Below are 24,139 nucleotides of genomic sequence, written 5' to 3'. Positions count from 1 at the left end.
TCACGCCGCCGGCGACGGGAACAACACCGCGGGGTTGAGATATCCGCTGGGGTCGAAGGCCGTTTTGATCGTGCGCATTCCGGCGATGTCGGCGTCGTCACGTGACATGCCAAGATAGTCCCGTTTGCGCGTGCCCACGCCGTGCTCGGAGCTGACGTTGCCGCCGCATTCGGCGATCAGGTCCATCATCGCCGAGTACAGCAAGTGTTCGTGTTCGTCGCCCAGCTCGCATCGCAACACATTGAGATGCAGGTTTCCCTCCCCGAGGTGTCCGAAGAGCAGGGGGATTGCCGCGGGCGCGTGCTGGGCGATCAGGGCGGCGGAGTCCTGCGCGAAGCCGACGAGGGCAGCCAGCGGAAGCGACACGTCGAACTTCAGTGGAGCGCCGAAAAGGCCGACAACCTCGGCGATCGACTCGCGCGCTCGCCAGAGCCGTTGCTGGGCGGCAACATCGATGCCCACTGCCGGTTCTCCACGCTCAATTACCTTGTCTAGCACGCTTGCCAATCGCTCGGTCTGGTCGACGTCGCCGGCGAGTTCGACCAACAGCAGCCAGCGCCCCGGCACGGGCGCGGATACGCCCAGCCGATCGGCGGCCAGAGCGGCTGCCCGGCCGTCAATCAACTCGAGCGCGGCGATGCTGTCGTGATCGCGAAAGATCAGCCCGGCCTGGATAAGTGGGGCGAGGTCGTCGAAACCGCACACCGCGGTTACCCGATGCACCGGTATCGGGTGCAAGCGCAGATCCAGCGCGGTGATGACACCCAAGGTGCCCTCGGCGCCGACGAACAAGCGCGGCAGGTTGTAACCGGTGTTGTCGGAACGCACCTGGCTGTGGCGGCGAATCACAGAACCGTCGGGCAACACGGCTTCCAGTCCGATCACTTGGTCGCCCATATTCCTGTAGCGCACCGTCCGCAGGCCGCCCGCGTTCGTCGATGCCATGCCACCCAGGGTGGCTGATTCCCGCGAACCCAGGTCAACACCGAAGGCCAGACCGGCTGCAGCGGCGGCGCGCTGCACGGCGGCCAGGGTGGCGCCGCCACCCGCGGTGACGCGCCGCTCGGTGCTGTCGACCTCACCGATCGAGTTCAGCCGCTCGGTGGAAAGCAACACGTCGTCGTGCTCGGGCACGGTCCCTGCCACCAGGGAGGTACGCCCACCTTGGATGGTGACGTAGGCACCCGCGTCGCGGCACACCCGAAGTACCTGGGCGATCTCGCAAGCCGAACCCGGCCGCACCAACGCACTGGCAGCGCCGACGTAACGACCGGTGTGATCGACGCTGCGCCCGTAAAGGACGTCGCCGTCGACGCTCACATACTTCGAGCCAACAACACCCGCCAAGCGCTCGTGCAGCTGGCCCCAAACCATCTCGGCTGCGCCCACCGCCATCCGCGCTCAATCGACCAAACGTAGAGCAGCTGCGGGGCACTGCGTCACGGCCTGGTTCATGCGCTCGCGGTCTGATTCTGGCCGGACATTCTCGAGAATCACCACGCTGCCGTCGTCCTGCACTTCGAACACGTCATCAGCGACGGATTCACAAATGCCGTGCCCGGTGCACTTACCGAGATCGACTTCGACTCGCATGATTACTCCGATCTGACGGTTCATCGCGGATGGCTGGCATTGCGATGTGGCTAAATTTAGCGTGACACTTTGGCAATAATTTGTAAAGGTAGGGGATGCCGTCTTCCTCACCGGGTCAACCCGATCTCGAGCCTGTCGACGACGCGTCGACGCGTCAGCGGATCCTGGTCGCGACCGCCGAAGTCATGGGCCGCCACGGCATGACGAAGTTGAGCTTGTCCGAGGTCGCCGTCGAAGCAGGAGTATCGCGGCCCACTCTTTACCGTTGGTTCGCATCGAAGAAGGATCTGCTGGACGCCTACGTGGTGTGGGAGCGGTCGCTTTACGAACGCGCCGTCGCCAACGCCACGGCGGGCCTTGCATCCAGCGAAAAACTCGATGCGGTGCTGCGTGTCATCGCCGCCGGCCAACAGTCGTATCCCGGTCTGCGTATGGTCGATATCGAGCCGGCTCAGGTGATCAAGCGATTATCTCGGGTGATTCCGCCCATGCGCGCGGGAATAGAAAAACTCCTGCCGGGGCCCGACGGGGCCACAGCAGCGGCAGCCGTTGTCCGGGTGGCTATTTCGCACTACCTGGTGCGAAGCGACGATGCGGACGAGTTCCTCACCCAACTACGTTACGCGGCCGGCATTAAGCCGCCCTCGTCGATCAGCGCTGGGGAAGCCCGGGCTATCGCTGGGTGACGGGTGCCTCTGCACTGTCGATTTGGGCGGCTCCTGCGCGATGATCAGAGTCGCTCGCTGAGAAGCCCGATCACGTCGAGGTCGTCGATGGCGGCGGTGGTGCTGATGAGCGCGGGTCGGGTCACCTCGACGGGCTGCCATTGCGATCCCATCGCGGCAGTGGATACAGCCGCGATCCAGGAGTACACCGAGAACAGACGATACTGCTCGTGGGCCGTGCCGTCATCCAGGGGCCAGCCATTGGCGCCCAGCGCCGTCCGATAGCGGGCCAGCAGCCAATCCTGTTCGGCCCGGCGTATCTTCACCGGTAGCGAGTTGCACAGGAAGTAGGCGACGTCGCGGACGCCGGGTGCCCTTGATGCGACAGCCCAGTCGTAGAAGCCGGTTCGACCCCGGTCGACGAACAGGTTGCCGAGGTGGGCATCACCGTGAATCAGCGTCTGCTCGCCCTCGTTGAACAGCGCAATGACGTCACCCGAGCGCGCGATGTACGTCTCGGCGAGCGCACGGAACGCCGGTCCCATCTCGTCACCGAATTGATCGAGGCCCAGACGGATGAAGTGTGTGCGGCGGGCGGCCAGTTCACCGTCGGATGGCTTGCGACGCATGCCGTCTGGCGGGATCAGCCACGGCAAGTCGTGACCACGGTAGCTTGCGTGTAGCAGCGCCAATTCGTCCATCAGCGACGTTGCGATCTCCAGTACGTCGTCGTCGCCCGGGGCGGGAAAGCGGCAATCGGATGCGGCCAGATCCTCCAGCACCATCACAAACGAGCCGTCCGCGGCGTCAGACTCCACATGCCAGACGCGTGGAATGCGCACCGGCAGAGCGCCTCCCACCGCTTGGTACAGCCTCGCTTCTGCGACTCCGAGTCCGACCTTGCGCAGGAAGCTACGTTGCTCGGGATTGAATGGCTGCAGTTTGACGAAGACGCTGTCGGGAAGCTCGGAGGGCCCGCTCAATCCGATCCGGGCGCGGCCGGTGGTGCCGGAGTGCGCCGCGAGCACCTCCACCGCCGTCACCGGCACGCCAAGCACCTCGCTGAACCAGCGCGGTTGCAGGTCCTCCACGGCAGCCGGAATCGTCACTTCCGAGAAACTACTCTGAATGAACAAGCTCTGGTACCTCCCGATTTTCATCCGGACCTGCGCTTCGAGGCAACGCCGAGGTAATCCCGACCGCCCGATCCGCACCTGACCGTGCCGGGTCAGTGAGCGGCAGCTTCCCGGGATTGAAGTTCCCGGATCCGCTCCGCACGGATATCCACTGGCCCGTTGTCGAAGGCCTCGTGGATGCCCAAATCCGCCAGGCCCAGGATCGGCAGGATCGGAACTCCGCCCGCGGCCACCACCAACTTGGGGTCATCAGAATCTCCGCGGTCGACCATCATCGCGCCGATGAGGCAGATGACCGCCATCTTGTAGGCGTTCAACGCCCGATACCATGGCCGGTTCTGCGGGGTGATGCCGCTCGCGGCCTCATAGCGTTCGAGGAACTCCTCGATGGTCAATGCTGCAGCATGGCTCGTGATCCCGACAGGCTGCATCCAGAGCAGCTCCATCCAGCCAATGTCGGTGAGCGGATCCCCCACTGTGCTCATCTCCCAGTCGAACACGGCGCTCACCTCGTTCCCGACGAACGCAAAGTTACCCGGCTTGGCGTCTCCATGGACCAGCGTGATCTTCGAGCAGGGCTCCGGCTTGCTGTCTCGCAAGGCCTGCAGTAGCCGCTCGAGCGCCGGAAGCGTCCCGCGTTGCACCCGGCGCATTTCGTCAGCCCAGTGGTCGAGCTCGACGTCGAGATGGTCTCGGCCATCGCCGAGAAAACTCAGATCGACCGCGCCGAGGTCGATGGAATGAATCGCTGCGAGCTGGTCGGCCATGCTCGCGCACATCTGGCGGATACCTTGCGGCGGGCGATCCGGCGTCTCCATCTCGTAGACATCGCCGGCGACGCGTTCCATCATGAAGAACTCGCGCCCGAGTACCTCGCCCGATTCCTCAATCCACAACGCGCGGGGCACACGCACCGGAGTGTGTTCGAGTGCCCGCAGGATGTCGAATTGGCGCTTCAGGTCGTAGGGCTCCAGCAACGCGGGTGGGGGCGGACGTAAGCGCAGCACGACGTCTTGCCGGCCTTCGGTGCCGCCGCGCACGGTCACCACGGTCAGCACCATCATCTCCGCAGAGTGACCAAATTCGACGCGGTCGAGCCCCTCGATCCTCACCTCGTCGGCATCCGGGATTCGTGTACTCAGCCAGGCCGCGAGTCGGTCGGGCACAGCTTCACTTTGCGTCATCGTTGACTCCTTGCGCTGTGAGCGGTTTTCCTACTGGCTCGCACGGTCGGCAGCGACACGTTCTGCCGGTGAGGTGTCCTGTTTGAAGGCTGACATATCCATCGGCTTCCAGTTGGGGTAACGGCGATAACCCTCGCCGCCCATCAGGAGCTCGAAGATTCCCCAGCCGATCTTGCCGTCGAAATCGAAGCGCATGAGCTGATCGATCGCCATCGACTTGCTTTCGGTTTCCGCCAGTTCGTCGGGATCAGTGCTGTCCCAGGCGAAATGGATAAAGTACGCGCCCCCGCCGAGGTCGTTGTAGTTGAGCTTCGACAGCGGAAGACCGTAGTAGGCCTGGACATGCTGATTCGGTGCGTCGGCGCTCACCCGGTAGGTGGCGCCATCCTCATCGGTGAAGACCAGCGTGGCCTTGGCCGGACGTTTGTTCGCGCCGTCGAATTGCACATCGTGTTCCATCTTGACGAACCGCTTGGACAGCGTACCGTCCTTATATGTAATGCCGCCGTCGACGTAGTTGACTGTGCCATCGGAGGATTCAAATACCCACGCCTCAATCGCGCGGTCATCGAAGCCCGCATCCAGCCATAGCCAGAAGTCGATTTCGTCGGAAACGCGGGAGCCGAACGTGCGATCGCGGCCACCGTGAAACCCGTCGATCTCGATTCGCTCGCCCTCGATCTCGACCCAGCCAGTCACGATGCCCGGCTCCTTCATGTGGTACATATCGGCAATCTCCCTGCCGTTCTTGGCATGAACCTTCAGCGGCAGTAGCTCCCACATCGGCGCGCTGGGTTCGTAGTAGAGCTCCCACGCGATTCCGGAGTCGTTCGGGGCCACCTCGAGTTTCCATCGTTTCAACGGCTCGACACATGTCCACCGCATCGGCCCGGCGCTCAAGTCCCCGCGGTCGGCGCCGGTGACTGGTCGGCCCGCCATCAGGTCCCAGTGGCGCCCATCAGCGAGGGTCACCTTGACATAGCCCAAGCCGCTCTTGGTGTTCGGATTGTTGCCGTACCCGGTGGCAAGCAGCAGTGTGCCGTCCGGTGATGCCGCGAAGAAGTAGCAGCGATCCGACCACGAGGCCTCGGTGTTGTGCACCTCATCGAACGGCCTGGAGTACTGGTGGGTGAAAGACTCGTCCGCTGCCGAGTAGCCCACGGCTCTAGAGTCCCATCTTGAGGCCGGCACCGGCGTCCACGAACAGCTGCTGCCCTGTGACGTAACGGGACTCGTCGGATGCCAGGTACACCACAGCGTGCGAGATGTCCGCCGGGTCAACGTACGGCACCGGCATAACCTGCAGGAACGGGAAACTCACCTCGGCGTCGGCGCGTGTTGGGTTGGGCAGATCGGGCCGGAACGTCTTGTACATCGGCTCGTTGTGCAGCATGTCGGTGTCGACGTTTGTCGGGTGAATGGCATTGACACGGATGCTCTGCGCTCCCAAAGCCATTGCGAGCGCTTTGGTGTAGTCACGGATCATCGTCTTCGCTAGGCCGTAGCCGGCCCCTCCGGGGCCTTGAAGGTTTCCGCCGTTGATGCCGGTTTGGGGCAGCAGACCGGCGATGGAGCCTGTCACAATGACCGATCCGCCGGCCTTCAGGTGGGGCAGCCCGACGTGGACGGTGTTCACGACTCCGATGAAGTCGACATCGAACGCGTCGATGAAGCCTTGTGCAGGAATGTGATTGCCCAGCGGACAGATCGCCGCGTTTGCCACGATCACATCGAGTCCGCCGAGTTGGGCGACCGCGTCATTGAGCGTCTTTTTGAGGTGGGTTCGATCGCGGACGTCGACCTTCGCCGTGATCGCGCGCCGGCCCGACTTTTCCACCAGTTCTTTGGTTTCCTGAAGGTCGGCTTCGGTGGCCAACGGGTATTCGTTGGACTCGATGTTCGCGCAGATGTCGAGGGCGATAATGTCGGCGCCTTCGTCGGCCAAATGTACTGCGTGGCTTCGGCCTTGGCCGCGAGCTGCACCGGTTACGACGACAACCTTGCCGCTGAGGCGGTTCATGCGATGGATCTCCTTTTAATTAATTGGTCAGTTGACAACGCCACGAAGGGCGTCTTCGCCGAACATGGGACCAACCAGTGATGAGTAGTCGGGTCCGCGTCGTAGCATCTGCCCGCCATCGACGTTGATGACCTGTCCCGTGATCCAGCTGGCGGCGTCGCTGAGCAGGAACAACGCCAGATTCGCGACGTCCTCAACTTCACCGACTCGCGGCAGCGGGGTGCTGAGCCGGTAGTCCTCGGACAACGGCGCCAAATCCATGACCGGGGCGACCATCTCGGTCCGGGTCAGGCCTGGCCGGATCCCGTTGACCCGCACCCACGATGGACCCAGTTCATCTGCTGCCAGCTCGAGCAGATGGTCCAGCGCCGCCTTGCTCGGCCCGTACGCGCCAAACCAGCGGTGTGTGTTGGACGCAGCAATGGAAGAGATGCCGACGAAGGATCCCCCACCGCCCTGAACCATGTGACGGGCAGCGTGTTTGAGGACATACATCGTGCCGTTGACGTTGAGGTCGACGGTCTCACGCCAACCTTGCGAGTCGACCTGGGTGATGGGCCCCAGCGTTCTGGTGCCGCCCGCGCAGTGCACGACACCGTGTAGTCGGCCAGTCCAGGCGGTGGCGACCTCAACCGCCTCCTGAGCCTGCTTCTCGTCGGTGACGTCAGCCGTCACAACTTTGATGGCGCCATTGCCCACCGCGGCTTCGATCCCCTTCGCTGCTGTTTGCAGCTTCTCGAGGTTGCGACCCGCAATCAGGACGTTGCCGCCCGCTTCGACCAGCGTCGCAGCTACACCCATTCCGATTCCGCTACCACCACCGGTGACCAAATACGTTCGGCCGCCCAAAGATAATTCCATTTGTGCTCCCAACCTTTAACGTGAATCTGACGGCGAGCGGCTATTGCAACGGCTTGCTGGGCGTGAACACCACGGGCATCTTCTCGAGCCCGCTGACGAAGTTGGCCGGCCGCAGCGGCAACGGGTCGTCTGAGGCAAGTCGCAGATCCGGCAGGCGTTCCAGCACTCGACGGGTCATCAGGGTCAGCTCCAAGCGAGCCAGCTGGTTACCCAGGCAGAAGTGGGTTCCGAATCCGAAAGCAAGGTGGTTGTTGGGGTACCGCTCAATGTTGAAGATCTCCGGCTGGTCGAATTGCTGCTCGTCGAAGTTGGCCGATTCGAACAGCAGCATGATCTTCTCACCCTGTTTGAGTTCGGTGCCGTGAAAATCGGTGTCCGCGGTCAGCATCCGACACATGTTCTTGACCGGGGAGGTCCAGCGCAGCATCTCTTCGATGGCATTGGGCAGCAGGCGGTCCGGGTCGGCGCGCAGTGCTTCGTATTGGGCGGGGTGCTGGAGGAGTTGCGCGGTGCCGCCGCTGAGGGTGTGCCGCGAGGTTTCGTCGCCACCGACCAGAATCAACAGTGCGTCTTGGATGATCTCGTCATCGGTCAGTCGCTCACCGTCCATCACTCCGTGCACGAGCACGCTGATCAAATCGTCGGTCGGAGTCGCGCGGCGTTGCTCGATGATGCCCCGGGTGTATTCGTTGAACGCCAGAAACGCATTCATCGTTGTCTCGAGGTCTTGCTCGGCCATCCGGGAGCTCAGGCTGGTTACCAGGTCATCGGACCATTTCAAAAACATCGCGCGTTGCTCAGGGCGCACCCCCAACATGTCACCGATCACGGCCATCGGCAGGGGTGCGGCCAGATCCCGGACGAAGTCGCATTCGCCCCGTTCGCACACTGCGTCGATAAGCTCATCGCACAGAGATCCGATCGACTCGGCGAGGTTCTGCACCCGTTTGCGGGTGAAACCGGCGTTGACGAGCTTGCGGCGCCTCAGGTGCGCCGGGTCGTCCTGGTCGATCATCATGGGCACCGGCGGCACGTAATCCGGGCGAATGCCTCCAGCGTTCGAGAACAGTTCCGGGTTGCGTTCCGCTTCGATCACCGCTCGATAGGTCGCGGCCCCGGCAAGCCCGTCACGGTCACGAAAGACGGGCTCGTTCGCCCGCATCCACGCATACGCGGCGCGTGAGTCGCCGGCGTAAAAGGCTCCGTCAGCTAGGTCGATGTCGGGTCGGGTCTGGGTCGGCGCATCAACGGTCATCGATGGCCCCTTTCACCGGCACCACGGAATCACACACTGTCCAACCCTTCGCAGCTTGGTTATGGGACGACTCACACCAGTAGCGTGACACTTTTGCTTGGATCTGTAAAGGTGGTGTCGTGGGTGGTATTCACTCACAACGCTTCCCACGTCGTACTGATGACATGAAAGGGTCAGCAATTCAATGAGATTCGACCAAACCGACGAGCTGTACTCGCGAACAGCGGGCGTCCGTGGACAGTGAGCCCTCCGTAGAAACCCGGATGCTGCGCGCAATCCGCGGTATCGATGCCGACCGCGGCGGCCCCCTGATCGCCGTCCTGCGCAAGCGGCTCGTCGGGGAATTGTTGGGCGATGCCAACGCCGTGGCAGCCACACTCGACCCTGCATTCGAACTGGTGATGCACACCAGCGGGACGACGGTGACCCTGCCCGGAAGCGCTGTGGTGCACAGCGTCGGCATGCAGGCAGCGTCTGGAGTGCTGATGTGGACCGAGTTCGACGACCTGGTTGCCCACGACAACGTCATTGCCGCCCACGGACGGCTACACAGCCTGCTGGCGAGCGACGGTACGGTGACCACCACGCCGATCGCGATCTTCCTGCGTTTCAGCGGTGACCGGATGACATCCGAAGTCGCGTTCATGGGTGAGGGAACCACCGAAACCATCGACCGCGATGCTCTGCCCGCACTCGACGCACTACGAGAGCAACTCGCGTCAGAACACGAGGGCTGATGCAGAAGACTGGAGCGGGCTTACTTCGACTGCGGCTGGGTGCGTCAACCCGATCCGCCGCTCCGGAACAAAGATGGGGTACTCCGTCAGATTAGGCCCGTTTGATCGACGTGCGTTACATTTTGTCCTCGCTTTGTAAACTTACCTGGAACGGTGATAGAGGAGGCAGGCGAGCGGTGACCAGGGCATCGGTAGTTCTGTCCGCGGTGAGCCTCACGGCCCACCTAGGGCGTGGGGTGCAGCGCATAGCGACCGACCCAGTGGTCGGGCGGGTGAGATCGCTTCCGCGCACCGTCGAGGATCTCAACGCGAAGTCTCTGTCACGGATCATGAACCGCACCGTGACATCCGTAACTGCACTGGGCGGTGACGCTGGTACGTCCTCGCGGGCTCGGCTTGCACTCGAAGGCGACGACGTTCCGCGTTCCGTGTTCGTCAAGATGCCGGCCGAGACGGCGGCAACCCGGCTCATGGGCGAACTAGGACGACTCGGTCACACCGAAGTTCGGTTCTATCGCCATCTATCCCCACAACTGAGCGGCGTTCCCAAGACATACGGTTCAGCCTTTGACGCACTCACCGGCCGGTTTGTCATTGTGCTGGAGGATCTTCCGGCCGAGCAGTGCGAGTTTCCAGACACCCTTCATCCCCTCGACAGCGACAAGGCGAGTCTCATCGTCGAGAGCCTAGCGCGACTGCACGCGACATTCTGGGGGTGCCTGCCCCGCAAGAGCGGAGACGGTCCACTCGGCTGGCTCTACACCGCCTCAGCTGACAGCGCGTCCCTGCTCACGGGTCCCTTGTTGAAAACCTCCGCTCGGCGCGTCGCCGAGCGAACCTCGATACCAGTCGAATCCGGCCGCTTCATCGACGAAAACTACCGTGCCGTAGCGCAGTTGATCGACACCGGTCCTCACACCGTCATGCACGGAGACGCCCATCCCGGCAACGTGTACTTCCGTAACGGCAAAGCTGGGCTGTTGGACTGGCAGGCGGTTAGACGCGGCCACCCTTCTCGCGAGCTCGCCTACACCCTCATCACCAGCATGACGACAACCGAGCGCCAGACAAACCAACGCGATCTCCTGGATACCTATCGCCAGGCGTTGGCGGCCGCCGGTGGCCCCGACCTCGATCTCGACGGCCTTTGGCACCGCTACCGCCAAGCCGCGCTCTACGCCTATGTCGCACCACTCATCACAGCCGGCATGGGCGGCATGCAGGAGGACGACATCGCTATCGAAGGGCTCCGACGCGGGGTTGCGGCACTGGAGGACCTCGATACGGTCGCGCAACTCAAGAGAGCTCTGTGATGGGTTTCCGCAACGCCACGCCACAGGGTGCAAGTTCGATGAGGCCGAGCCGTGACTGAACCGATGCGCGCCGATCACACTGACCCCGCATTCGTCGACGACACCTCATCGCGTCATAAGATCCTCGCCGCCACTATTGAAGTGCTGGGACGCAGCGGGCACTCGAAGCTGAGCCTGTCCGATGTCGCCCTGGCCGCAGGAGTGTCGCGGCCAACGCTCTATCGGTGGTTTCCCTCCAAAGAGCACCTGCTCGAAGCGTTCGGCCTTTACGAGCGTCAGCTGTTCAAGAACGGCATGGCCGCAGCCACCTCCGGTCTACGCGGAATGGAAAAGCTGGACGCCGCACTGAAATTCATCGTCGAGTATCAACAGACGTACTCCGGTGTTCGGCTGGTCGATAGTGAGCCCGAGGTGGCCATCGCGCAGCTGGCTGAAGTGCTGCCCGTCATGCGTGCGCGCCTGCAAAAGCTTCTGCCCGGTGCTGGCCGAGAAGTGAAAGCCGCGACAGCAATCCGGGTCGCGGTGTCTCACTACGTTGTTCGTAGCGACGATGGTGAACAATTCCTTGCGCAACTCCGCCATGCCGTCGGATTCAAACAACGGGAGCACTGAAGCTCTGGCGCCCCTTCGCCTCCGGCGACCCGTGCGGGGCCACGTCACGTCGCCCACGGCAAGACCGCGCAAGTTCAATAATTACAATGTTGAGGTAAAGTGTAACGCTTAAGGGTCCTGCGGGAAGGGCCGATGAGTGCGCCGCTCGCGCCTGGTTTTGGCGGCGATTGCTCCCCATGCCCGCGCAACGGGCAGGTCCGTCGAGCTTGCCGTCTCGCCGGTTAGACCAACAGGTTCCGCCTCTAGACGTAGGAGCAATATGACCGGCGACGCCTTGCAGTTCAACCTCTCGTCAGTTTTCGAATCCGTGGCCGCCGCGATACCAGACGAAACCTTTTGCATATGGCGGGACCGACGATTGAGTTATGGAGCGATGAATGACCGGGTCGACGGCGTCGCGAATTACCTCGCGGCCGCCGGACTGGGATGCCATACGGAACGGGATCGGTTGGCGGGCCACGAATCTGGGCAAGATCATCTCGGGATCTATCTGCGCAACGGCAATGAGTACCTCGAGTCGATGATCGCCAGCTATCGGGCACGCTTGGCACCGTTCAATGTCAGCTATCGTTACGTCGAAGAGGAGCTTGTCTATCTCCTCAATGACGCTCGAGCTGCCGTGCTCGTGTACAACGCCGAGTTCGCCCCCCGCGTCGCCGCGATCCGAGACCGGCTCCCCACCGTGCGGTTACTCATCCAGGTCGCAGACGACTCAGGGAACGATCTACTTCCGGATGCGATCGATTACGAAGCGATCACCACCACGAGTGCCCCGGCCAGCAGCCGGCCTGAGCCGTCGGGCGATGATCTGTACATCCTCTACACGGGCGGGACGACCGGCATGCCCAAGGGGGTGCTGTGGCGTCAGCACGACATTTTCATCTCCGCGATGGGCGGACGACCGGTCGGCGGCACCGCAGCCCTGCAAGGCTACGGAGAGCTCGTAGCGCAAGCGTCACGTGCACCCGGCACAATGTCGCTGCTGATGATTCCGCCGCTCATGCACGGCGCCGCACAGTGGGGTGCGTTCACCGCGGTGACAATGGGCGGGCGCTTGGTGATGCCCGATGACGTCGAGAAGTTCCGGCCAGCGCAAGCCCTGCAACTGGCGGCACGCGAAAAGATAATGGGGATAATGGCGGTAGGGGACGCGATAGCACGCCCACTCGTCGACGAACTCGAGCGAGGCGACTACGACCTGTCCGGGTTGATGACCATCAGCAACGGCGGTGCCCCGGTGACTCCCGTTGTCCGCGAACGCCTTCGGGCGGCACTGCCGTCGGTGATCCTCTTCGACGGAGTCGGTTCATCGGAATCCGGCATGCAGATGAGCGCCGCAGACATCCCTGGCACCACGGTTGACACCGCAGCGTTCACCCCGCAGCCCGACACCACCGTCGTGTCAAGCGACTTCAGCCGCGTGCTCGCGCCAGGTGATGGCGAAGGCTGGTTGGCACGTCGCGATCTCATTCCGCTTGGCTACCTCAACGACGAAGCCAAGAGCGCTCGCACATTTCCGATGATTGACAGTGTGCGATGGTCGATCCCCGGGGATCGAGCAAGGATCCTCGCCGATGGTCGTATCGAATTACTCGGCCGCGATTCGGTGACCATCAATTCCGGGGGCGAGAAGATCTTCGCCGAGGAGGTTGAGCGTGCCATCACGTCGCACCCAGCCGTGTACGACGTCGTCGTCGTCGGCCGGCCCTCCGAACGTTGGGGAAGTGAAGTCGTCGCCGTCGTCCAGCTCGTTGGAAACGCATCCCCATCCGACGCGGAACTTGCCGCCGCGTGCAGAACGCACATCGCGAGTTACAAGATCCCAAAAGCCTTCATCCGCGTCCCCAAGGTTGAACGCTCCCCGGCAGGAAAAGCTGATTACCGATGGGCCAACAGCATTGCGACCGAGATGCTTTCGTCCCCTGTTACTTAGTGGGGGTGATCTTTTCCGATGCCGATCACTAAGCTGAAGGCGCGCGCCGCTTCTTGTAACTTGGTCCGCGAGCAAAGCGGTGGGGCGGACTCAATTCAGTCGCACGAGCAACGATTTCACGGCGACGCCGACGTTGTTGACCGGGCCGGTGCTGATCCAGGTGGGTTGACCGACGAGCGAGATCCCGGGATAGCGTTTGGCGATGGCGCTCAACATGACTCGGATCTGCGTCCGGGCGAGGCTGGCACCGAGGCAGAAGTGTGGTCCGCCGCCGCCGAACGACACGTGGGGGTTGGGTGTGCGGCGGATGTCGAAGGCGAACGGGTCGTCGAACACCGCCTCGTCGCGGTTGGCCGACGGATAGAAGATGCCGATCCGGTCGCCGGCGCGTAGCTGCTGGCCGCCGAGCTCCACGTCGCGGGTGACGGTACGGCCGAAGCAAATCACGGGGCTGGTCCAGCGCAGTATCTCTTCGGTGGCCGTCTCGGCGACGTTTGGATCCCTGGCGAGGTCGGCGAACTGTTCCGGGTGCGCGATCAGCGCCATCAGCCCTTGCGCCAAGCCGTTTCGGGTAGTCTCGCTGCCGGCCAGCGACAGGATGAGGAAGAACAGACCGAGTTCGAGTTCGTCCAGTTCGCCGCCGACCAAGATCGACCACACGTCGTCGGTGGGTTGGGCACGCTTGGCCAGCGTCAGTCGATGAGCGAACTCGAATAGGCCCAACTCGGCCTGTTGCCGATCCGCCATCGAGACGTCCTCGGTCGGGTCGAGCGCCCGCATGACAACGTCCGCATTGTGGAATACCTCCGGCCGCTCGTCTTCAGGGATCCCAACGATGTCACCGATGACGTTCATCGGCAGTTGAAAGGCGATCTCGGAGACGAAATCGATCTCTCGGCGGTCGGCGACGTCGTCCAGAATCTTTGCGGTGCGTTGCCGGATTCGATCCTCCAGGGACGAGATCATTCGCGGCGTGAAACCCGCACTGATCAGGCGGCGCATCCTGCTGTGCTTTGGAGGATCCATCGTGATCAGCATCTTGCCCCGTCGCTCCGGGGGTTGCGGAACGATCGAATGACCGTCGAAAGCCGAGAACGTCTCCCAGTCTCGATTGGCCTGTTGTATCTCGGCGTGGCTGACGACGGCCCAGAACTCGATCTCGGTGTCGAACCGCTCAACCCTCACGCGGGGATGCCGGAAAATCTTTCCCCGCCGGCGCAACTCGCTGAACACCTCATGAGGAAATCCGTTGCGATATAAGTCGGTATCGGTGAGGTCAAGCTCGAGGACTTGTTCGCCTGACATTGCAATTCTCCTTCGAACTGCTACCGCCGTGTGGGGACAGATGCTTTACACAATCGCACAAGATTGTCACGAGTGTAGCGTGTTGCCGATCGGCAGAGCGTGGGGTTCCGCAAGGGAGCCCGGGTGAATGTGTCGGTCGCCGCGGCTACTGCGCCCGCAGGAGCGGTGTCACGTCCGCATGGCAACGTGCTCGCGCCCGAGGTCGGCCACCCTGGCGACACCCATCAATAGCAAAGTCTGGCGGATCTCATCGGCCAGAATGTCCAGGATCGCCCGCACGCCTTGATATCCGGCGACCGCAAGGCCGTAAATGTAGGGTCGCCCGATCATCACCGCATCCGCTCCGAGCGCGAGCGCGGTGACGACGTCGGTGCCGGTACGCACCCCGCTGTCGAGCAGGACGGTGGCGCGCTGGCCCACCGCGTCGGCGATGTCGGGAAGCGCGTTTAGCGACGACATCGCTCCGTTGAGTTGGCGCCCACCGTGATTGGACACGACCACCCCGGTCGCTCCCACTTGGTCGACCGCGCGCACGGCATCGGCGGGATCGAGCAAGCCTTTGACGATGAACGGCCCGTCCCACCGTTCGCGCAACGCTGCGACGTCGCTCCAGCTGAGGTCGGGCCGGATCTGCCGGCTGTGGATTGCGGCCGACTGGACGGCGCCTTTGGCTCCGGGGACGTGGGTGATGTTGCGCATCGTCATGCGCCGGTGTCGCAGCAGGCCGTACCACCACGCGGGCCGGATAGCGGCATCGGCGATGCGTCGGGGGGTCAGGATCGGCGGATGGCCCATGCCGGTGCGGCGCTCGCCGGTCCGGTTGCCTTGAATCGGAACATCGGCGGTGACGACAAGAGTGCGGTAACCCGCGTCTCTGGCGCGGTCAAGCATGGAGTCCACGAACGACGAACCGGGAATACTGCGATCTCCCCACGGGTAGAGCTGAAACCAGTGATCGCGTTCGGTGCCGTCCGCCACTTCTTCAAGGGAATAGGACGAGGCGGTGGACAGCGTCAGCCGGGTGCCGGCATGCTCGGCCGCGCGGGCCGCCGCGAGTTCGCCCGACCAGTGCGCCAAGCCGGTCAGCCCCGTCGGGGCCAGGATGACGGGCATGGACAGCTGCTCACCGTCGACCGCGACGCTCACGTCGGCCTCTTTGTGGCCGGCCAACACCCTCTGTCGCAGTGACCATTTCGTGAAGGCCTCGCGGTTGGATCGCATCGTGCGTTCATCTTCGGCCGCGCCGTCGAGATACGCCCAGACCATCGCAGGCAGCGCACGTCGCGCTGCCTGCCGGTAGTCGTCCACACTCACCAGAGGTGTCGGGGTTCGCAGCCGATACTGAAACGCCGGGCTCATTTCACGGCGATGGGCGTGGTCGGCGATCCCACCGCGTTGCGGATCCTCAATGGCGGCGCGACGAACAGAAAGCTCCACTGCCCGTCGCTCGCGCAGTCATCGGCGAGCACATCAAGCTCGAGGATCTCTGCCAGCGGCATTCCCATATCTCGGATCAGGACACAGTGCACCGGCAACGTCGCATCGCTCTCGCTTGGCATCACTTCGATGCCCCAGTTATCCGATCCGACGGCCGCGACCCCACGTCGATGCAGCCAGCGCACACACTCGATGCCCAGACCCGGTTCGGTCGCCATCCAGCCTTCGCGACCCTCGACCTGGAGGCGGGCACCCCACCCGGTTCGTACCAACAAGAAGTCGGCCTCACCCACGACCACGCCTTGCGCTTTCTCCGCGTTCTCCAGATCCTGCGGGGTGATCGCGGTGCCGCCGTCGAGCCACTCCACTCCCTGCAGTCGGGCGATGTCGAGCAGCACGCCTCTGCCGACGACCCGGCTGGTCAAGGCGTCGACAGCTAATTGCTTTGCACCGTAACGGGTTCCGATCTCATCGGTCGAATATCCGTTGTACAACTTTCCATCGTAGGCGACATGTGATAGCGCATCCCATTGGGTGCCGGACTGCAGCGGCATGATGATCCAGTCATCGGCGACCTGCAGCCCGTGTGGATCCCAGTCGGCGTGTTGCATCGACATCAGATGAACGGGATTCAGACGTCCGCCGACACCGCTCTGCGGTCCGTCGCTGCCGAAGGGGATGCTCAGTTGGAAGACCTTGCCCGACCGGACCTCGGCTGTCGCCGCGCGGATATGGCTCGCCGTTACGAGATTGAGTGTTCCGATCTGATCGTCGGCGCCCCATCGGCCCCAGTTCGAGACCTCAGCGCCGAGATCCCTGAAATTCAACGTCACGCTTTACAGAATTGCACATGATTGTCAACATGGGCAGATGTCTGCGGTGCACGCGCCCTTGCTCAGCTTTGACACCACGGATCCAACATTCGTTGCCGATCCGTGGCCGCGATACGACGAGATTCGCCGACTCGGTGGCACCGTCTACAACGAGCGGATCAACCGGTGGATGGTGTCCGGCTTCGACGTTGTGAAGCGAATTCTCAGTACGCCCGAGAAATTCGGTTCCGAACGCGGACAGGTCGAGCACGCCGCGGTCTTCGGAGGGCCGACGATGGAGTTCTACGACGGGGCCCATCACGACAAGATCCGAGCGATCTGGTCGAACGATTTTCGCCCGCGGACGCTGGCCGGACTGCGGTCTGTGATCGGCGAGATCATCCGGCGACGGCTGGCCCCGATCGCGGACCGTCTCCGATCCGGCGAGACGGTCGAGGTGGTCTCACAGCTGACTCGAGCCATCCCGACCGAAGTCATCGCCCACATGCTCGCCGTCGACGCAGAGATGGTCGCCCAGTTTTCGGCGTGGAGCGACGCCATGGGCGCCTCGGCCGAGGGTTACAGCAGCCCCGGTGGACGCGGAGCGGAGCTGATTGCGGCGGGCAAGCGCGCCACCGCGGAGTTGAACGATTTCATCCGGCGTGAGATGCCTCGGCGTCGCGACAGTCCGTCCGGGCATGGCTGGGACCTCATCGCCACCATGGTGAAAGCCGACTACGCGTGCGCGCACATGAGCGAACAAGAAGTCGTCGCCAGCAACACCCAATTGGTGTTCGCCGGCAACGAGACGACGGCCAAGCTGCTGACCCAGATCATCGTGGCACTGGCGCTGTTTCCGGATCAGCGTCGCGCGTTACGAAATGACCCATCGTTGATCGCAGCCGCCGTCGAGGAAGTGCATCGCTACGAAACCGTGTCACATTCGATCTTCCGCGACGCCGTCAGCGGGGACCAAGCCATCGGAGAGATCACCATCCGCGACGGCGAACGCATTACCCTGCTGCTGGGTGCCGCCAACCGTGACCCGTCTCGCTGGGAGCGGCCTGATCGTTTTGACGTCAGCCGTAAAATTCGGCCTCACATAGGATTCGCGTTCGGTTTGCATAGTTGCCTGGGAATGAACCTGGCGCGGCTGGAGGCTCAGATTTTTCTGGAGGAGCTCATCGCTTCCCTCCCCGACTGGGAAGTCCACCAGCCATTGGACTTCGGCACGAACTTCACCGTGCGGGGCCCCCGCATGGCCCTCATCAGAGCAGCCGACGACTAGTTGTGATGTCCAGGGACGTTGTCCGGTCTGGTATCGGTGAGCCTGTGTGACAGGTGAAGGCCTCCGGTTGTGAAGTGGAGCTGTCTAGGAACCGCTTCGTCAACCAGGAGGCCTTCGTGTCCCACGCTAACGCTGCTTTGACCCCTCGTGCTCGGTTGAGACTGGCTCAGTTGATCGTCGAGGGCGGCTGGACCTACGCCGCGGCCGCCAAGATGTTCATGGTCGCACCGCGAACTGCTAAAAAGTGGGCCGATCGGTTCCGTGCCGAAGGTGTGGCCGGGATGGTCGACCGCAGTTCTCGACCGCGCACCAGCCCTACCCGCACCCGTCCTGAGGTCGTTCGGCTAATCGTGGGCATACGGTGGCGTCACCGATACGGTCCCGTGCAGATTGCTGGTCGTCTGGGCATGCCGGCCTCGACTGTGCACGCAGTGCTGACCCGATGCCGGATCAACCGCCTGGCGGCCATCGATCGCATTACCGGTGAGCCGCTGCGCCGTTATGAGCATGCCCATCCCGGAGCGCTGATTCACGTGGACGTGACCAAGTTCGGCAACATCCCCGACGGTGGCGGCCACAAGTTCGTGAGTCGACAACAAAGCAAGCACAACGCCGCCCAGACGGCTCACCGCACCGGTAATCGCGGCGACCGCGCCAAGAACTGGCGCCCGAGGATCGGAACAGCGTTCGTGCACACCGTCATTGATGATCACTCCCGCATGGCCTACGCCGAGATTTGTACCGACGAAAAAGCTGCCACCGCGATAGGCGTGCTGCAGCGCGCGGTGGCATGGTTCACCGAGCGCGGCGTCACCGTCGAGCGAGTCCTATCCGACAACGGATCTGCCTACAGATCCTTCGCATGGCGTGATGCCTGCGCAGATCTGCAGATCACCCCCAAGCGGACCCGTCCCTATCGCCCACAGACCAACGGAAAAATCGAGCGATTCCACCGCACCTTGGCCGACGGCTGGGCCTATGCCCGGCTCTATGACTCAACCGAACAGCGCGACACCGCGTTGCCAGCCTGGCTGCATTTCTATAATCACCATCGAGCCCACTCCGCCATCGGAGGCCAGCCACCAGTCACTCGACTGACCAACCTCCCTGGACATCACAACTAGTCCACGCAGGCCGGCAGTCGTTTGACTACGTGGACGACGCCAACCGTGGAACGCTGCCGCCGAACTCGCCTCTCATGCCATTGCCGCTGCGCTGCAACGCGATACCGACGCGTGATCTGCAGCGACTAGTTGCGAAGTGCGGCGCCAGGCTCCAACGGTGCCGGGTCGGCCGCGGCGAGTGTGCTCGTCGTGGGCGTCAGATCGGGACCGGGCGGATACCACATGTTGCAACTGCAGAACCGTTCAGTTGCACCGACTGAGCCGGACAGGCCCATCGCGCGTAGCGCATGACTTTTGTAGGCGCGCGCCGCGGGGCTGAGTGTGCGTTCGACCATCTCGACGGCGAAGTCGTGGTCAAGGCTCGCGTCAGCCCAGAACGTGACCTCACTGTGTTCGCGCACCGCCCGCGAGACCGCCGCACGTACTGCAGAGTTGTGCAGATACGCGCGCGCCGACACGCCCAGCGCTGCAGCCGGTGTCGAGAGCAATCCCTCGACCGTGGAACGGCCGGATGTATCGATCCCGAGGATCTGCAAAGCGCATAGGTCGGCGGCCCCGGTGCTGGCGGCGCTCACCTGCCAGCCCGCGCGCACTCGATCACAGAGCCAGCCTCCAGCGAAGGCGACGGTGTCCAGTGGGCTCAAGCCCAGGATCAACAGGTCGTATCGCGGCCGCACGCCGGATCGGGGCTCGACCCCGATCCCCCCGTTGCCGGTGACGGCCGACTCGCAGCTCACATCCTCGACGTTGGTTTCGCCGCGGAGGCGGTGCTGGTCGATAAGCCCGATGTCGCGCCCGCCGAGCCGGGCGGTCATCGCCGAACCCGCACCGGGATGTTTTGCCAGCCCGACACATTCTGCATGCTGACACGGCTGCAGTTGTCCCAATCAACGTCGTAGTGCGGCATCACATCGAGTAGTCGGTCGATGGCGATCGCGGACTCCATGCGCGCCAGTGCCGCACCCAGGCAGCTGTGAATGCCGTATCCGAATCCCAGATTCTGCGCTTGAATCGGGTTGCGGTTGATGTCGAAGCGGTCGGGGTCGCTCCAGGCGCGCGGGTCGCGGTTCGCTGAGCCTCCGACGAGAAAGACCGGCTTGTCGGCGGGAATGGTGATTCCGTGCAGCGTCACGTCCCGGGTCGAGCATCGTACGTTGTACTGGGCAGGTGCTTCGTATCGCAGCAGCTCTTCGACGGCAAACGGAATTTTGCTGCGGTCTTCGCGCAGTTGGTGCCACTGCTCGGGATGTTGGGCGAACATCACCACCGCGTTGCCGACAAGCTTGGTCACCGTCTCGGCGCCGGCGCCGCCGAGAAGCGCCGCGAAGCCGGTGATCTCGATGTCGTCAAGGCTTCGGAGGCGACCGTTTTCATCGTTGATTTCGGCGGCAATGAGCCGGCTGATCATGTCATCGCGCGGCTTGGCACGTCGTTGCTGAACAAGTTCGTAACACCACAGGCCCATTTCGTTGCCTGCCTGAATGCCGTCGTCGTCCATGTCGATCTGGCCAGGATTACGGTGCAAAGATCGGTCGATCCAGTGCCGTAGTTGTTGAGCGTGGCCGACGTCGACCCCCATCATGCAAGCAATCACCTCGACGGGAAAGAGCGCCGAAAAGTCCTGCACCGCATCGAAAGTGTCCGCCGCGCTCGGCAGGTGCCGCTCGATCTGCGCACCGACCATGGCTTCGAGCTCACTGATGGCGCGCGGAGTGAACACCTTGTTGACCAGACTGCGCATCTGCCGGTGGTCGGGCGGATCCATGTAGATGATCATTTTGGGTTCCGGCGTCGTGCCCGCCTCGATCATGGCCCGCACCATGGAAAGGTCCACGCCACGGGCCGAGGAATACATCGCGTGGTCCTTGAAGGCCGCAGCGACGTCGGCGTGGCGGGTCAGAGCGTAAAAGTCGTACTCGTCGCTGTAATAGACGGGCGCTTCATCGCGCATCCGACGATAGGTCTCATAGGGCCCTGCGAAGAAGTCATCGGAAAACGGGTCGAAGAGCAGTTGCGAAACCGTCACTGAGTGAACCCCATGAGTCGTTGCGGTAGTTGCTGCGTGTCGTCGTGTCGTACCGACTCGCCGGAGGTCGGATTGGTCTGTGCGGCTGCGACGCCCCCTTCACGATCACGCACTGTTGCAGAATCTTTCGCTGCTGGCGGCACCATGATTGCGGAGTCCGTGTCAGCTGAGGTAGCGCACAATGCTTTCGGCCACACAGGCCGGCTTGGCGCCGCCGTCGATCTCCACGGTGGTGACCACCGTCATCTGTACTGTGCCGTTGCCCAGGTCCTCGACGTCGGCGACGGTGGTCGTGGCCCGCACCTTCGACCCGACCGGCACCGGGGCCGGGAATCGAACCTTGTTCAGGCCGTAGTTGATTGCCAGCTTGACTCCGTTGACGGTGTACATCTCGGCCATCAGCCGCGGGATCAACGACAGGGTCATGTATCCGTGCGCAATGGTTGTGCCGAACGGACCACCTGCGGCCCTGTCGGGGTCGACGTGAATCCACTGATGATCGCCGGTCGCATCGGCGAACAGGTCGACCGCCTGCTGAGTGATCTCCACCCAGGAGCTGGTACCCAACGTGTCGCCCTTGGCTTCCAACAGCGAACCGACCGAATCAAACGTGCGCACAGACCATTTCCCTTCGTGATGCTCGCACGGGTGGTGCCGCTATCAGACGCTGATGGCCTGCGGTTGGGCGTCCATAGCGCGCAGCGCGGGCATAACCTCGTTAGCGAACAGCCGCATACTTTTCTCGGCGGTCTCGATGGGCATGCCGCCGAAGTGGAACAGGCCTACGATCTCGCGGCAGTTGGTGATCTCCTGCAGGCGCTGCGCGCGCTCGATGCACTGCTCGGGGGTGCCCACCAGGTGCAGGTCGAGGTTGCCGATCAAACCGTTCTTGGCCTGATCGAACTGGTACTCATAGCCTTTGATGCCGTCCCACGCCGCGGCGTCGCCGAGGTTGTAGTGATGGTTCGTTTCCACGCCGAGCTGGGTGATGTAGCGCTTGCCCAACGTGCGGGCCTCCTCTTCGGTCTCGGTGCAATACACCCACTGGTGCACGATCGGCTGCGCGGCAGGCAGACCCAACCCGCTTCGCATGGTGTTGAATTCGGCGACCTGGCCGCGGATCACATCGGCGCTCTGCGCCGCCACGAACATCGGGTTCAGCCCTGCTTGAGCCACTGTCGTCAACGACTGCGGACTGGTGAAGACGCCGAGCATGTCCTCGACCAAACGGGTGGAACGCGGGCGTGGCCGGGTCGAGGTCTCAGGTATCTGGTAGAACTTGCCGTCGTAAGAGAACCGCTCCTGCGTCAGCGCGAGTTTCAAGATCTCGATGCTCTCGACAAAACGCCCCCGGGACTCGGCCATGTCGATGCCGAAGCCGGCGAACTCCGATTGACCCAGCCCGCGCCCGACACCGACCGACAACTTGCGGCCCTGCAGCAGAATGTCGAACAGCGCGATCTCTTCGGCCACCTGCAGTGGGTGGTGCCACGGCAAGACGATGACCATCGTGCCGAAGTCGAGCTTCTTCGTCGCGCCCGCGAAATAGGACAGCAGCTCAAGAGGATTGGGCTCCATGCAGTGCGGTCCGAAGTGATGTTCGGTGGTCCACATCGAGTCGAAGCCCAGCGGCTCGGCCAACATGCCCAGGTGGATGTTCTCCTCCCATAGCACGTAATCGGGCACCACCGGAGGCCGGCTCCAGTCTTTCGCGATGACCCGCTCCCAGTCGGCGGAGTTGAGCGCCTGCAGACAAATACCAAACCTCATCGAACGCCCTTCTCTGGCTGTTCCTCTTCGCTTCAGGCCACCGTACTACAGTCTCTAGTTAAAATGCTAGAGCTTCTGCCTCGGTGATGCTCAATCGGTTTCGGGGGCGACGCCGGCCCCCGAGGTGATCTCGGCGAACACCGCCGAAAACCCGGTCGGCAAGTGCTCGTCGACGTCGCCGTCGCGGGGAAGCAGGCGCGGGCGCTGCCGCGGTTCGACGGTGTAGGTCGGCTCGAACAACGCCGGCACCACCGTGCGCAACTCCTCGAGGGTGTAGCCGCCGTCCTTGGAGACCAGCCGCGACGGGACAAACGGCGGGTAGAGCCCGATCCGGCCCGAGCCCGACACGTCGAAGACATGCCCGTTGAGCCATCCGGATTCCTCGCTGGCCAGATACGCCACCAGTGGTGCGTTGCCCGCCGGCGGCCCGACCAATTTCGTGGCCAGAGGTCCCAAGTTGTTGCCAGGTATGCCGGATGGGCAGATGGTGTTGACGGTGATGCCGTGGGGGTCGAGTTCGATGGCGGCCGCCCGCGCGAACCCGAGGATTCCGGCTTTCGCTGCGCAGTAGGGTGACATGTAGGCGTCACCGATTGTGCCGTCCACCGAGGACACCGCGATCACTCGGCCGTAGTTGTTGGCGATCATGGTCGGCAGGGCGGCCTGCAGAACGGTGAAGTGTCCTTTGAGGTGGATGCCGATCACTCGGTCCCAGTCTTCTTCGGTCAGTTTGGTCAGCGATTTGATCGCCACCTGGCCGGCCAGCAGCACCAGAATGTCCACGGTGCCGAATTCGTCGAGGGCCTTCTGCACGACGGCTTTACCGCCGGCCATGGTTGCCACGTCCGACGAATCGGCCACTGCGCGACCACCGTTGGCGACAATCTTGTCAGCGAGCCGCTGTGCCCGCTCGATGTTGACGTCGTTGATGACCACGCAAGCGCCTTCGGCGGCGAACAGCTTCGACATCGCCGAACCCAGACTGCCGGCGCCGCCGGTCAGTATGGCCACTCTGTTGTCCAGCAATCCCATGGGTTAGCGCCTCCGTTGTCGCAGTGCGGGTTTCGG

At 63.1% G+C, this 24,139-nt stretch carries 23 protein-coding genes; 7 read left to right on the top strand and 16 right to left on the bottom strand.

The window, feature by feature from the left end:
• Together ACIUM1_RS14760 and ACIUM1_RS14755 are read right to left on the bottom strand one after the other, a co-directional pair.
• Positions 1-1,395 (bottom strand): FAD-binding oxidoreductase, encoded by a 1,395-nt coding sequence (locus ACIUM1_RS14760; protein ID WP_406813421.1) that lies wholly within the window; start codon positions 1,393-1,395, stop codon positions 1-3.
• Between the two features lie 6 nt (positions 1,396-1,401).
• Positions 1,402-1,593: a ferredoxin gene (locus ACIUM1_RS14755; protein ID WP_065498379.1), complete on the bottom strand. Its 192-nt coding sequence runs from the start codon at positions 1,591-1,593 to the stop codon at positions 1,402-1,404.
• 95 nt (positions 1,594-1,688) lie between these two features.
• On the opposite strand from ACIUM1_RS14755, the gene ACIUM1_RS14750 reads away from it, so the two are divergent.
• Entirely contained in the window at positions 1,689-2,279 is a 591-nt protein-coding gene (locus ACIUM1_RS14750) for a TetR/AcrR family transcriptional regulator (RefSeq protein ID WP_406813420.1), read from the top strand.
• 44 nt (positions 2,280-2,323) lie between these two features.
• Here ACIUM1_RS14750 and ACIUM1_RS14745 read toward each other — a convergent pair whose 3' ends face one another.
• The 6 genes from ACIUM1_RS14745 to ACIUM1_RS14720 form a co-directional block, all read right to left on the bottom strand.
• Positions 2,324-3,367 (bottom strand): phosphotransferase family protein, encoded by a 1,044-nt coding sequence (locus ACIUM1_RS14745; protein WP_406813419.1) that lies wholly within the window; start codon positions 3,365-3,367, stop codon positions 2,324-2,326.
• 119 nt (positions 3,368-3,486) lie between these two features.
• The gene (locus tag ACIUM1_RS14740) at positions 3,487-4,578 is read right to left on the bottom strand and encodes a phosphotransferase family protein (protein ID WP_406813418.1); all 1,092 of its coding nucleotides are present in this window, start codon (positions 4,576-4,578) and stop codon (positions 3,487-3,489) included.
• A 30-nt stretch (positions 4,579-4,608) separates the two neighbouring features.
• Positions 4,609-5,739, bottom strand: coding sequence for a hypothetical protein (locus tag ACIUM1_RS14735; protein WP_406813417.1), 1,131 nt, complete (start codon positions 5,737-5,739; stop codon positions 4,609-4,611).
• A 4-nt stretch (positions 5,740-5,743) separates the two neighbouring features.
• On the bottom strand, positions 5,744-6,598 hold the full coding sequence (locus ACIUM1_RS14730; protein ID WP_406813416.1) for a mycofactocin-coupled SDR family oxidoreductase: 855 nt from the start codon (positions 6,596-6,598) through the stop codon (positions 5,744-5,746).
• Between the two features lie 27 nt (positions 6,599-6,625).
• The gene (locus tag ACIUM1_RS14725; RefSeq protein ID WP_406813415.1) at positions 6,626-7,459 is read right to left on the bottom strand and encodes an SDR family oxidoreductase; all 834 of its coding nucleotides are present in this window, start codon (positions 7,457-7,459) and stop codon (positions 6,626-6,628) included.
• A 40-nt stretch (positions 7,460-7,499) separates the two neighbouring features.
• Positions 7,500-8,714: a cytochrome P450 gene (locus ACIUM1_RS14720; protein ID WP_406813414.1), complete on the bottom strand. Its 1,215-nt coding sequence runs from the start codon at positions 8,712-8,714 to the stop codon at positions 7,500-7,502.
• A gap of 263 nt (positions 8,715-8,977) precedes the next feature.
• Between ACIUM1_RS14720 and ACIUM1_RS14715 the strand changes: the two genes are divergently transcribed.
• The 4 genes from ACIUM1_RS14715 (at position 8,978) to ACIUM1_RS14700 (ending at position 13,309) form a co-directional block, all read left to right on the top strand.
• Entirely contained in the window at positions 8,978-9,451 is a 474-nt protein-coding gene (locus tag ACIUM1_RS14715; protein ID WP_406813413.1) for a hypothetical protein, read from the top strand.
• A gap of 197 nt (positions 9,452-9,648) precedes the next feature.
• Positions 9,649-10,764 carry a phosphotransferase gene (locus tag ACIUM1_RS14710; protein ID WP_406817683.1) on the top strand — a complete coding sequence of 372 codons (1,116 nt, stop codon included), beginning with the start codon at positions 9,649-9,651 and terminating at the stop codon, positions 10,762-10,764.
• Between the two features lie 63 nt (positions 10,765-10,827).
• A complete protein-coding gene (locus ACIUM1_RS14705) occupies positions 10,828-11,376 on the top strand; it encodes a TetR/AcrR family transcriptional regulator (RefSeq protein WP_406817682.1) in 549 nt (182 codons plus the stop codon).
• A 259-nt stretch (positions 11,377-11,635) separates the two neighbouring features.
• The gene (locus tag ACIUM1_RS14700; RefSeq protein WP_406813412.1) at positions 11,636-13,309 is read left to right on the top strand and encodes an acyl-CoA synthetase; all 1,674 of its coding nucleotides are present in this window, start codon (positions 11,636-11,638) and stop codon (positions 13,307-13,309) included.
• A 90-nt stretch (positions 13,310-13,399) separates the two neighbouring features.
• Here the strand turns inward: ACIUM1_RS14700 and ACIUM1_RS14695 are convergent, their stop codons facing one another.
• The 3 genes from ACIUM1_RS14695 to ACIUM1_RS14685 all read right to left on the bottom strand — a co-directional run bounded on the left by ACIUM1_RS14695 (position 13,400) and on the right by ACIUM1_RS14685 (position 16,884).
• On the bottom strand, positions 13,400-14,614 hold the full coding sequence (locus tag ACIUM1_RS14695) for a cytochrome P450 (RefSeq protein ID WP_406813411.1): 1,215 nt from the start codon (positions 14,612-14,614) through the stop codon (positions 13,400-13,402).
• A gap of 168 nt (positions 14,615-14,782) precedes the next feature.
• Entirely contained in the window at positions 14,783-15,928 is a 1,146-nt protein-coding gene (locus tag ACIUM1_RS14690; protein WP_406813410.1) for an alpha-hydroxy acid oxidase, read from the bottom strand.
• A gap of 41 nt (positions 15,929-15,969) precedes the next feature.
• Complete coding sequence (locus ACIUM1_RS14685) at positions 15,970-16,884, bottom strand: cyclase family protein (RefSeq protein WP_406813409.1); 915 nt, start codon at positions 16,882-16,884, stop codon at positions 15,970-15,972.
• Positions 16,885-16,921: 37 nt separating this feature from the next.
• Between ACIUM1_RS14685 and ACIUM1_RS14680 the strand changes: the two genes are divergently transcribed.
• Together ACIUM1_RS14680 and ACIUM1_RS14675 are read left to right on the top strand one after the other, a co-directional pair.
• Positions 16,922-18,151: a cytochrome P450 gene (locus tag ACIUM1_RS14680; RefSeq protein WP_406813408.1), complete on the top strand. Its 1,230-nt coding sequence runs from the start codon at positions 16,922-16,924 to the stop codon at positions 18,149-18,151.
• A gap of 116 nt (positions 18,152-18,267) precedes the next feature.
• On the top strand, positions 18,268-19,275 hold the full coding sequence (locus tag ACIUM1_RS14675; protein ID WP_406817681.1) for an IS481 family transposase: 1,008 nt from the start codon (positions 18,268-18,270) through the stop codon (positions 19,273-19,275).
• Positions 19,276-19,400: 125 nt separating this feature from the next.
• Here ACIUM1_RS14675 and ACIUM1_RS14670 read toward each other — a convergent pair whose 3' ends face one another.
• The 5 genes from ACIUM1_RS14670 to ACIUM1_RS14650 all read right to left on the bottom strand — a co-directional run bounded on the left by ACIUM1_RS14670 (position 19,401) and on the right by ACIUM1_RS14650 (position 24,103).
• The gene (locus ACIUM1_RS14670) at positions 19,401-20,090 is read right to left on the bottom strand and encodes a hypothetical protein (RefSeq protein WP_406813407.1); all 690 of its coding nucleotides are present in this window, start codon (positions 20,088-20,090) and stop codon (positions 19,401-19,403) included.
• A complete protein-coding gene (locus ACIUM1_RS14665; RefSeq protein WP_406813406.1) occupies positions 20,087-21,301 on the bottom strand; it encodes a cytochrome P450 in 1,215 nt (404 codons plus the stop codon). The genes ACIUM1_RS14670 and ACIUM1_RS14665 overlap by 4 nt, the downstream gene beginning before the upstream one ends.
• A gap of 162 nt (positions 21,302-21,463) precedes the next feature.
• The gene (locus ACIUM1_RS14660; protein ID WP_406813405.1) at positions 21,464-21,919 is read right to left on the bottom strand and encodes a MaoC family dehydratase; all 456 of its coding nucleotides are present in this window, start codon (positions 21,917-21,919) and stop codon (positions 21,464-21,466) included.
• A 42-nt stretch (positions 21,920-21,961) separates the two neighbouring features.
• On the bottom strand, positions 21,962-23,071 hold the full coding sequence (locus tag ACIUM1_RS14655) for an LLM class flavin-dependent oxidoreductase (protein WP_406813404.1): 1,110 nt from the start codon (positions 23,069-23,071) through the stop codon (positions 21,962-21,964).
• 90 nt (positions 23,072-23,161) lie between these two features.
• Complete coding sequence (locus ACIUM1_RS14650) at positions 23,162-24,103, bottom strand: SDR family NAD(P)-dependent oxidoreductase (RefSeq protein WP_406813403.1); 942 nt, start codon at positions 24,101-24,103, stop codon at positions 23,162-23,164.
• Positions 24,104-24,139: the final 36 nt, after the last annotated feature.

Source organism: Mycobacterium sp. M23085 (assembly GCF_045343915.1).
GTDB lineage: Bacteria > Actinomycetota > Actinomycetes > Mycobacteriales > Mycobacteriaceae > Mycobacterium.
This window is presented reverse-complemented; position numbering and strand designations above follow the sequence as displayed.

Coding starts and splice junctions, on each gene's coding strand:
- ACIUM1_RS14760 (WP_406813421.1), bottom strand. CDS start 1,395: ATGGCGGTGGGCGCAGCCGAGATGGTTTGGGGCCAGCTGCACGAGCGC.
- ACIUM1_RS14755 (WP_065498379.1), bottom strand. CDS start 1,593: ATGCGAGTCGAAGTCGATCTCGGTAAGTGCACCGGGCACGGCATTTGT.
- ACIUM1_RS14750 (WP_406813420.1), top strand. CDS start 1,689: ATGCCGTCTTCCTCACCGGGTCAACCCGATCTCGAGCCTGTCGACGAC.
- ACIUM1_RS14740 (WP_406813418.1), bottom strand. CDS start 4,578: ATGACGCAAAGTGAAGCTGTGCCCGACCGACTCGCGGCCTGGCTGAGT.
- ACIUM1_RS14730 (WP_406813416.1), bottom strand. CDS start 6,598: ATGAACCGCCTCAGCGGCAAGGTTGTCGTCGTAACCGGTGCAGCTCGC.
- ACIUM1_RS14725 (WP_406813415.1), bottom strand. CDS start 7,459: ATGGAATTATCTTTGGGCGGCCGAACGTATTTGGTCACCGGTGGTGGT.
- ACIUM1_RS14720 (WP_406813414.1), bottom strand. CDS start 8,714: ATGACCGTTGATGCGCCGACCCAGACCCGACCCGACATCGACCTAGCT.
- ACIUM1_RS14715 (WP_406813413.1), top strand. CDS start 8,978: ATGCTGCGCGCAATCCGCGGTATCGATGCCGACCGCGGCGGCCCCCTG.
- ACIUM1_RS14705 (WP_406817682.1), top strand. CDS start 10,828: ATGCGCGCCGATCACACTGACCCCGCATTCGTCGACGACACCTCATCG.
- ACIUM1_RS14700 (WP_406813412.1), top strand. CDS start 11,636: ATGACCGGCGACGCCTTGCAGTTCAACCTCTCGTCAGTTTTCGAATCC.
- ACIUM1_RS14695 (WP_406813411.1), bottom strand. CDS start 14,614: ATGTCAGGCGAACAAGTCCTCGAGCTTGACCTCACCGATACCGACTTA.
- ACIUM1_RS14680 (WP_406813408.1), top strand. CDS start 16,922: ATGTCTGCGGTGCACGCGCCCTTGCTCAGCTTTGACACCACGGATCCA.
- ACIUM1_RS14670 (WP_406813407.1), bottom strand. CDS start 20,090: ATGACCGCCCGGCTCGGCGGGCGCGACATCGGGCTTATCGACCAGCAC.
- ACIUM1_RS14655 (WP_406813404.1), bottom strand. CDS start 23,071: ATGAGGTTTGGTATTTGTCTGCAGGCGCTCAACTCCGCCGACTGGGAG.
- ACIUM1_RS14650 (WP_406813403.1), bottom strand. CDS start 24,103: ATGGGATTGCTGGACAACAGAGTGGCCATACTGACCGGCGGCGCCGGC.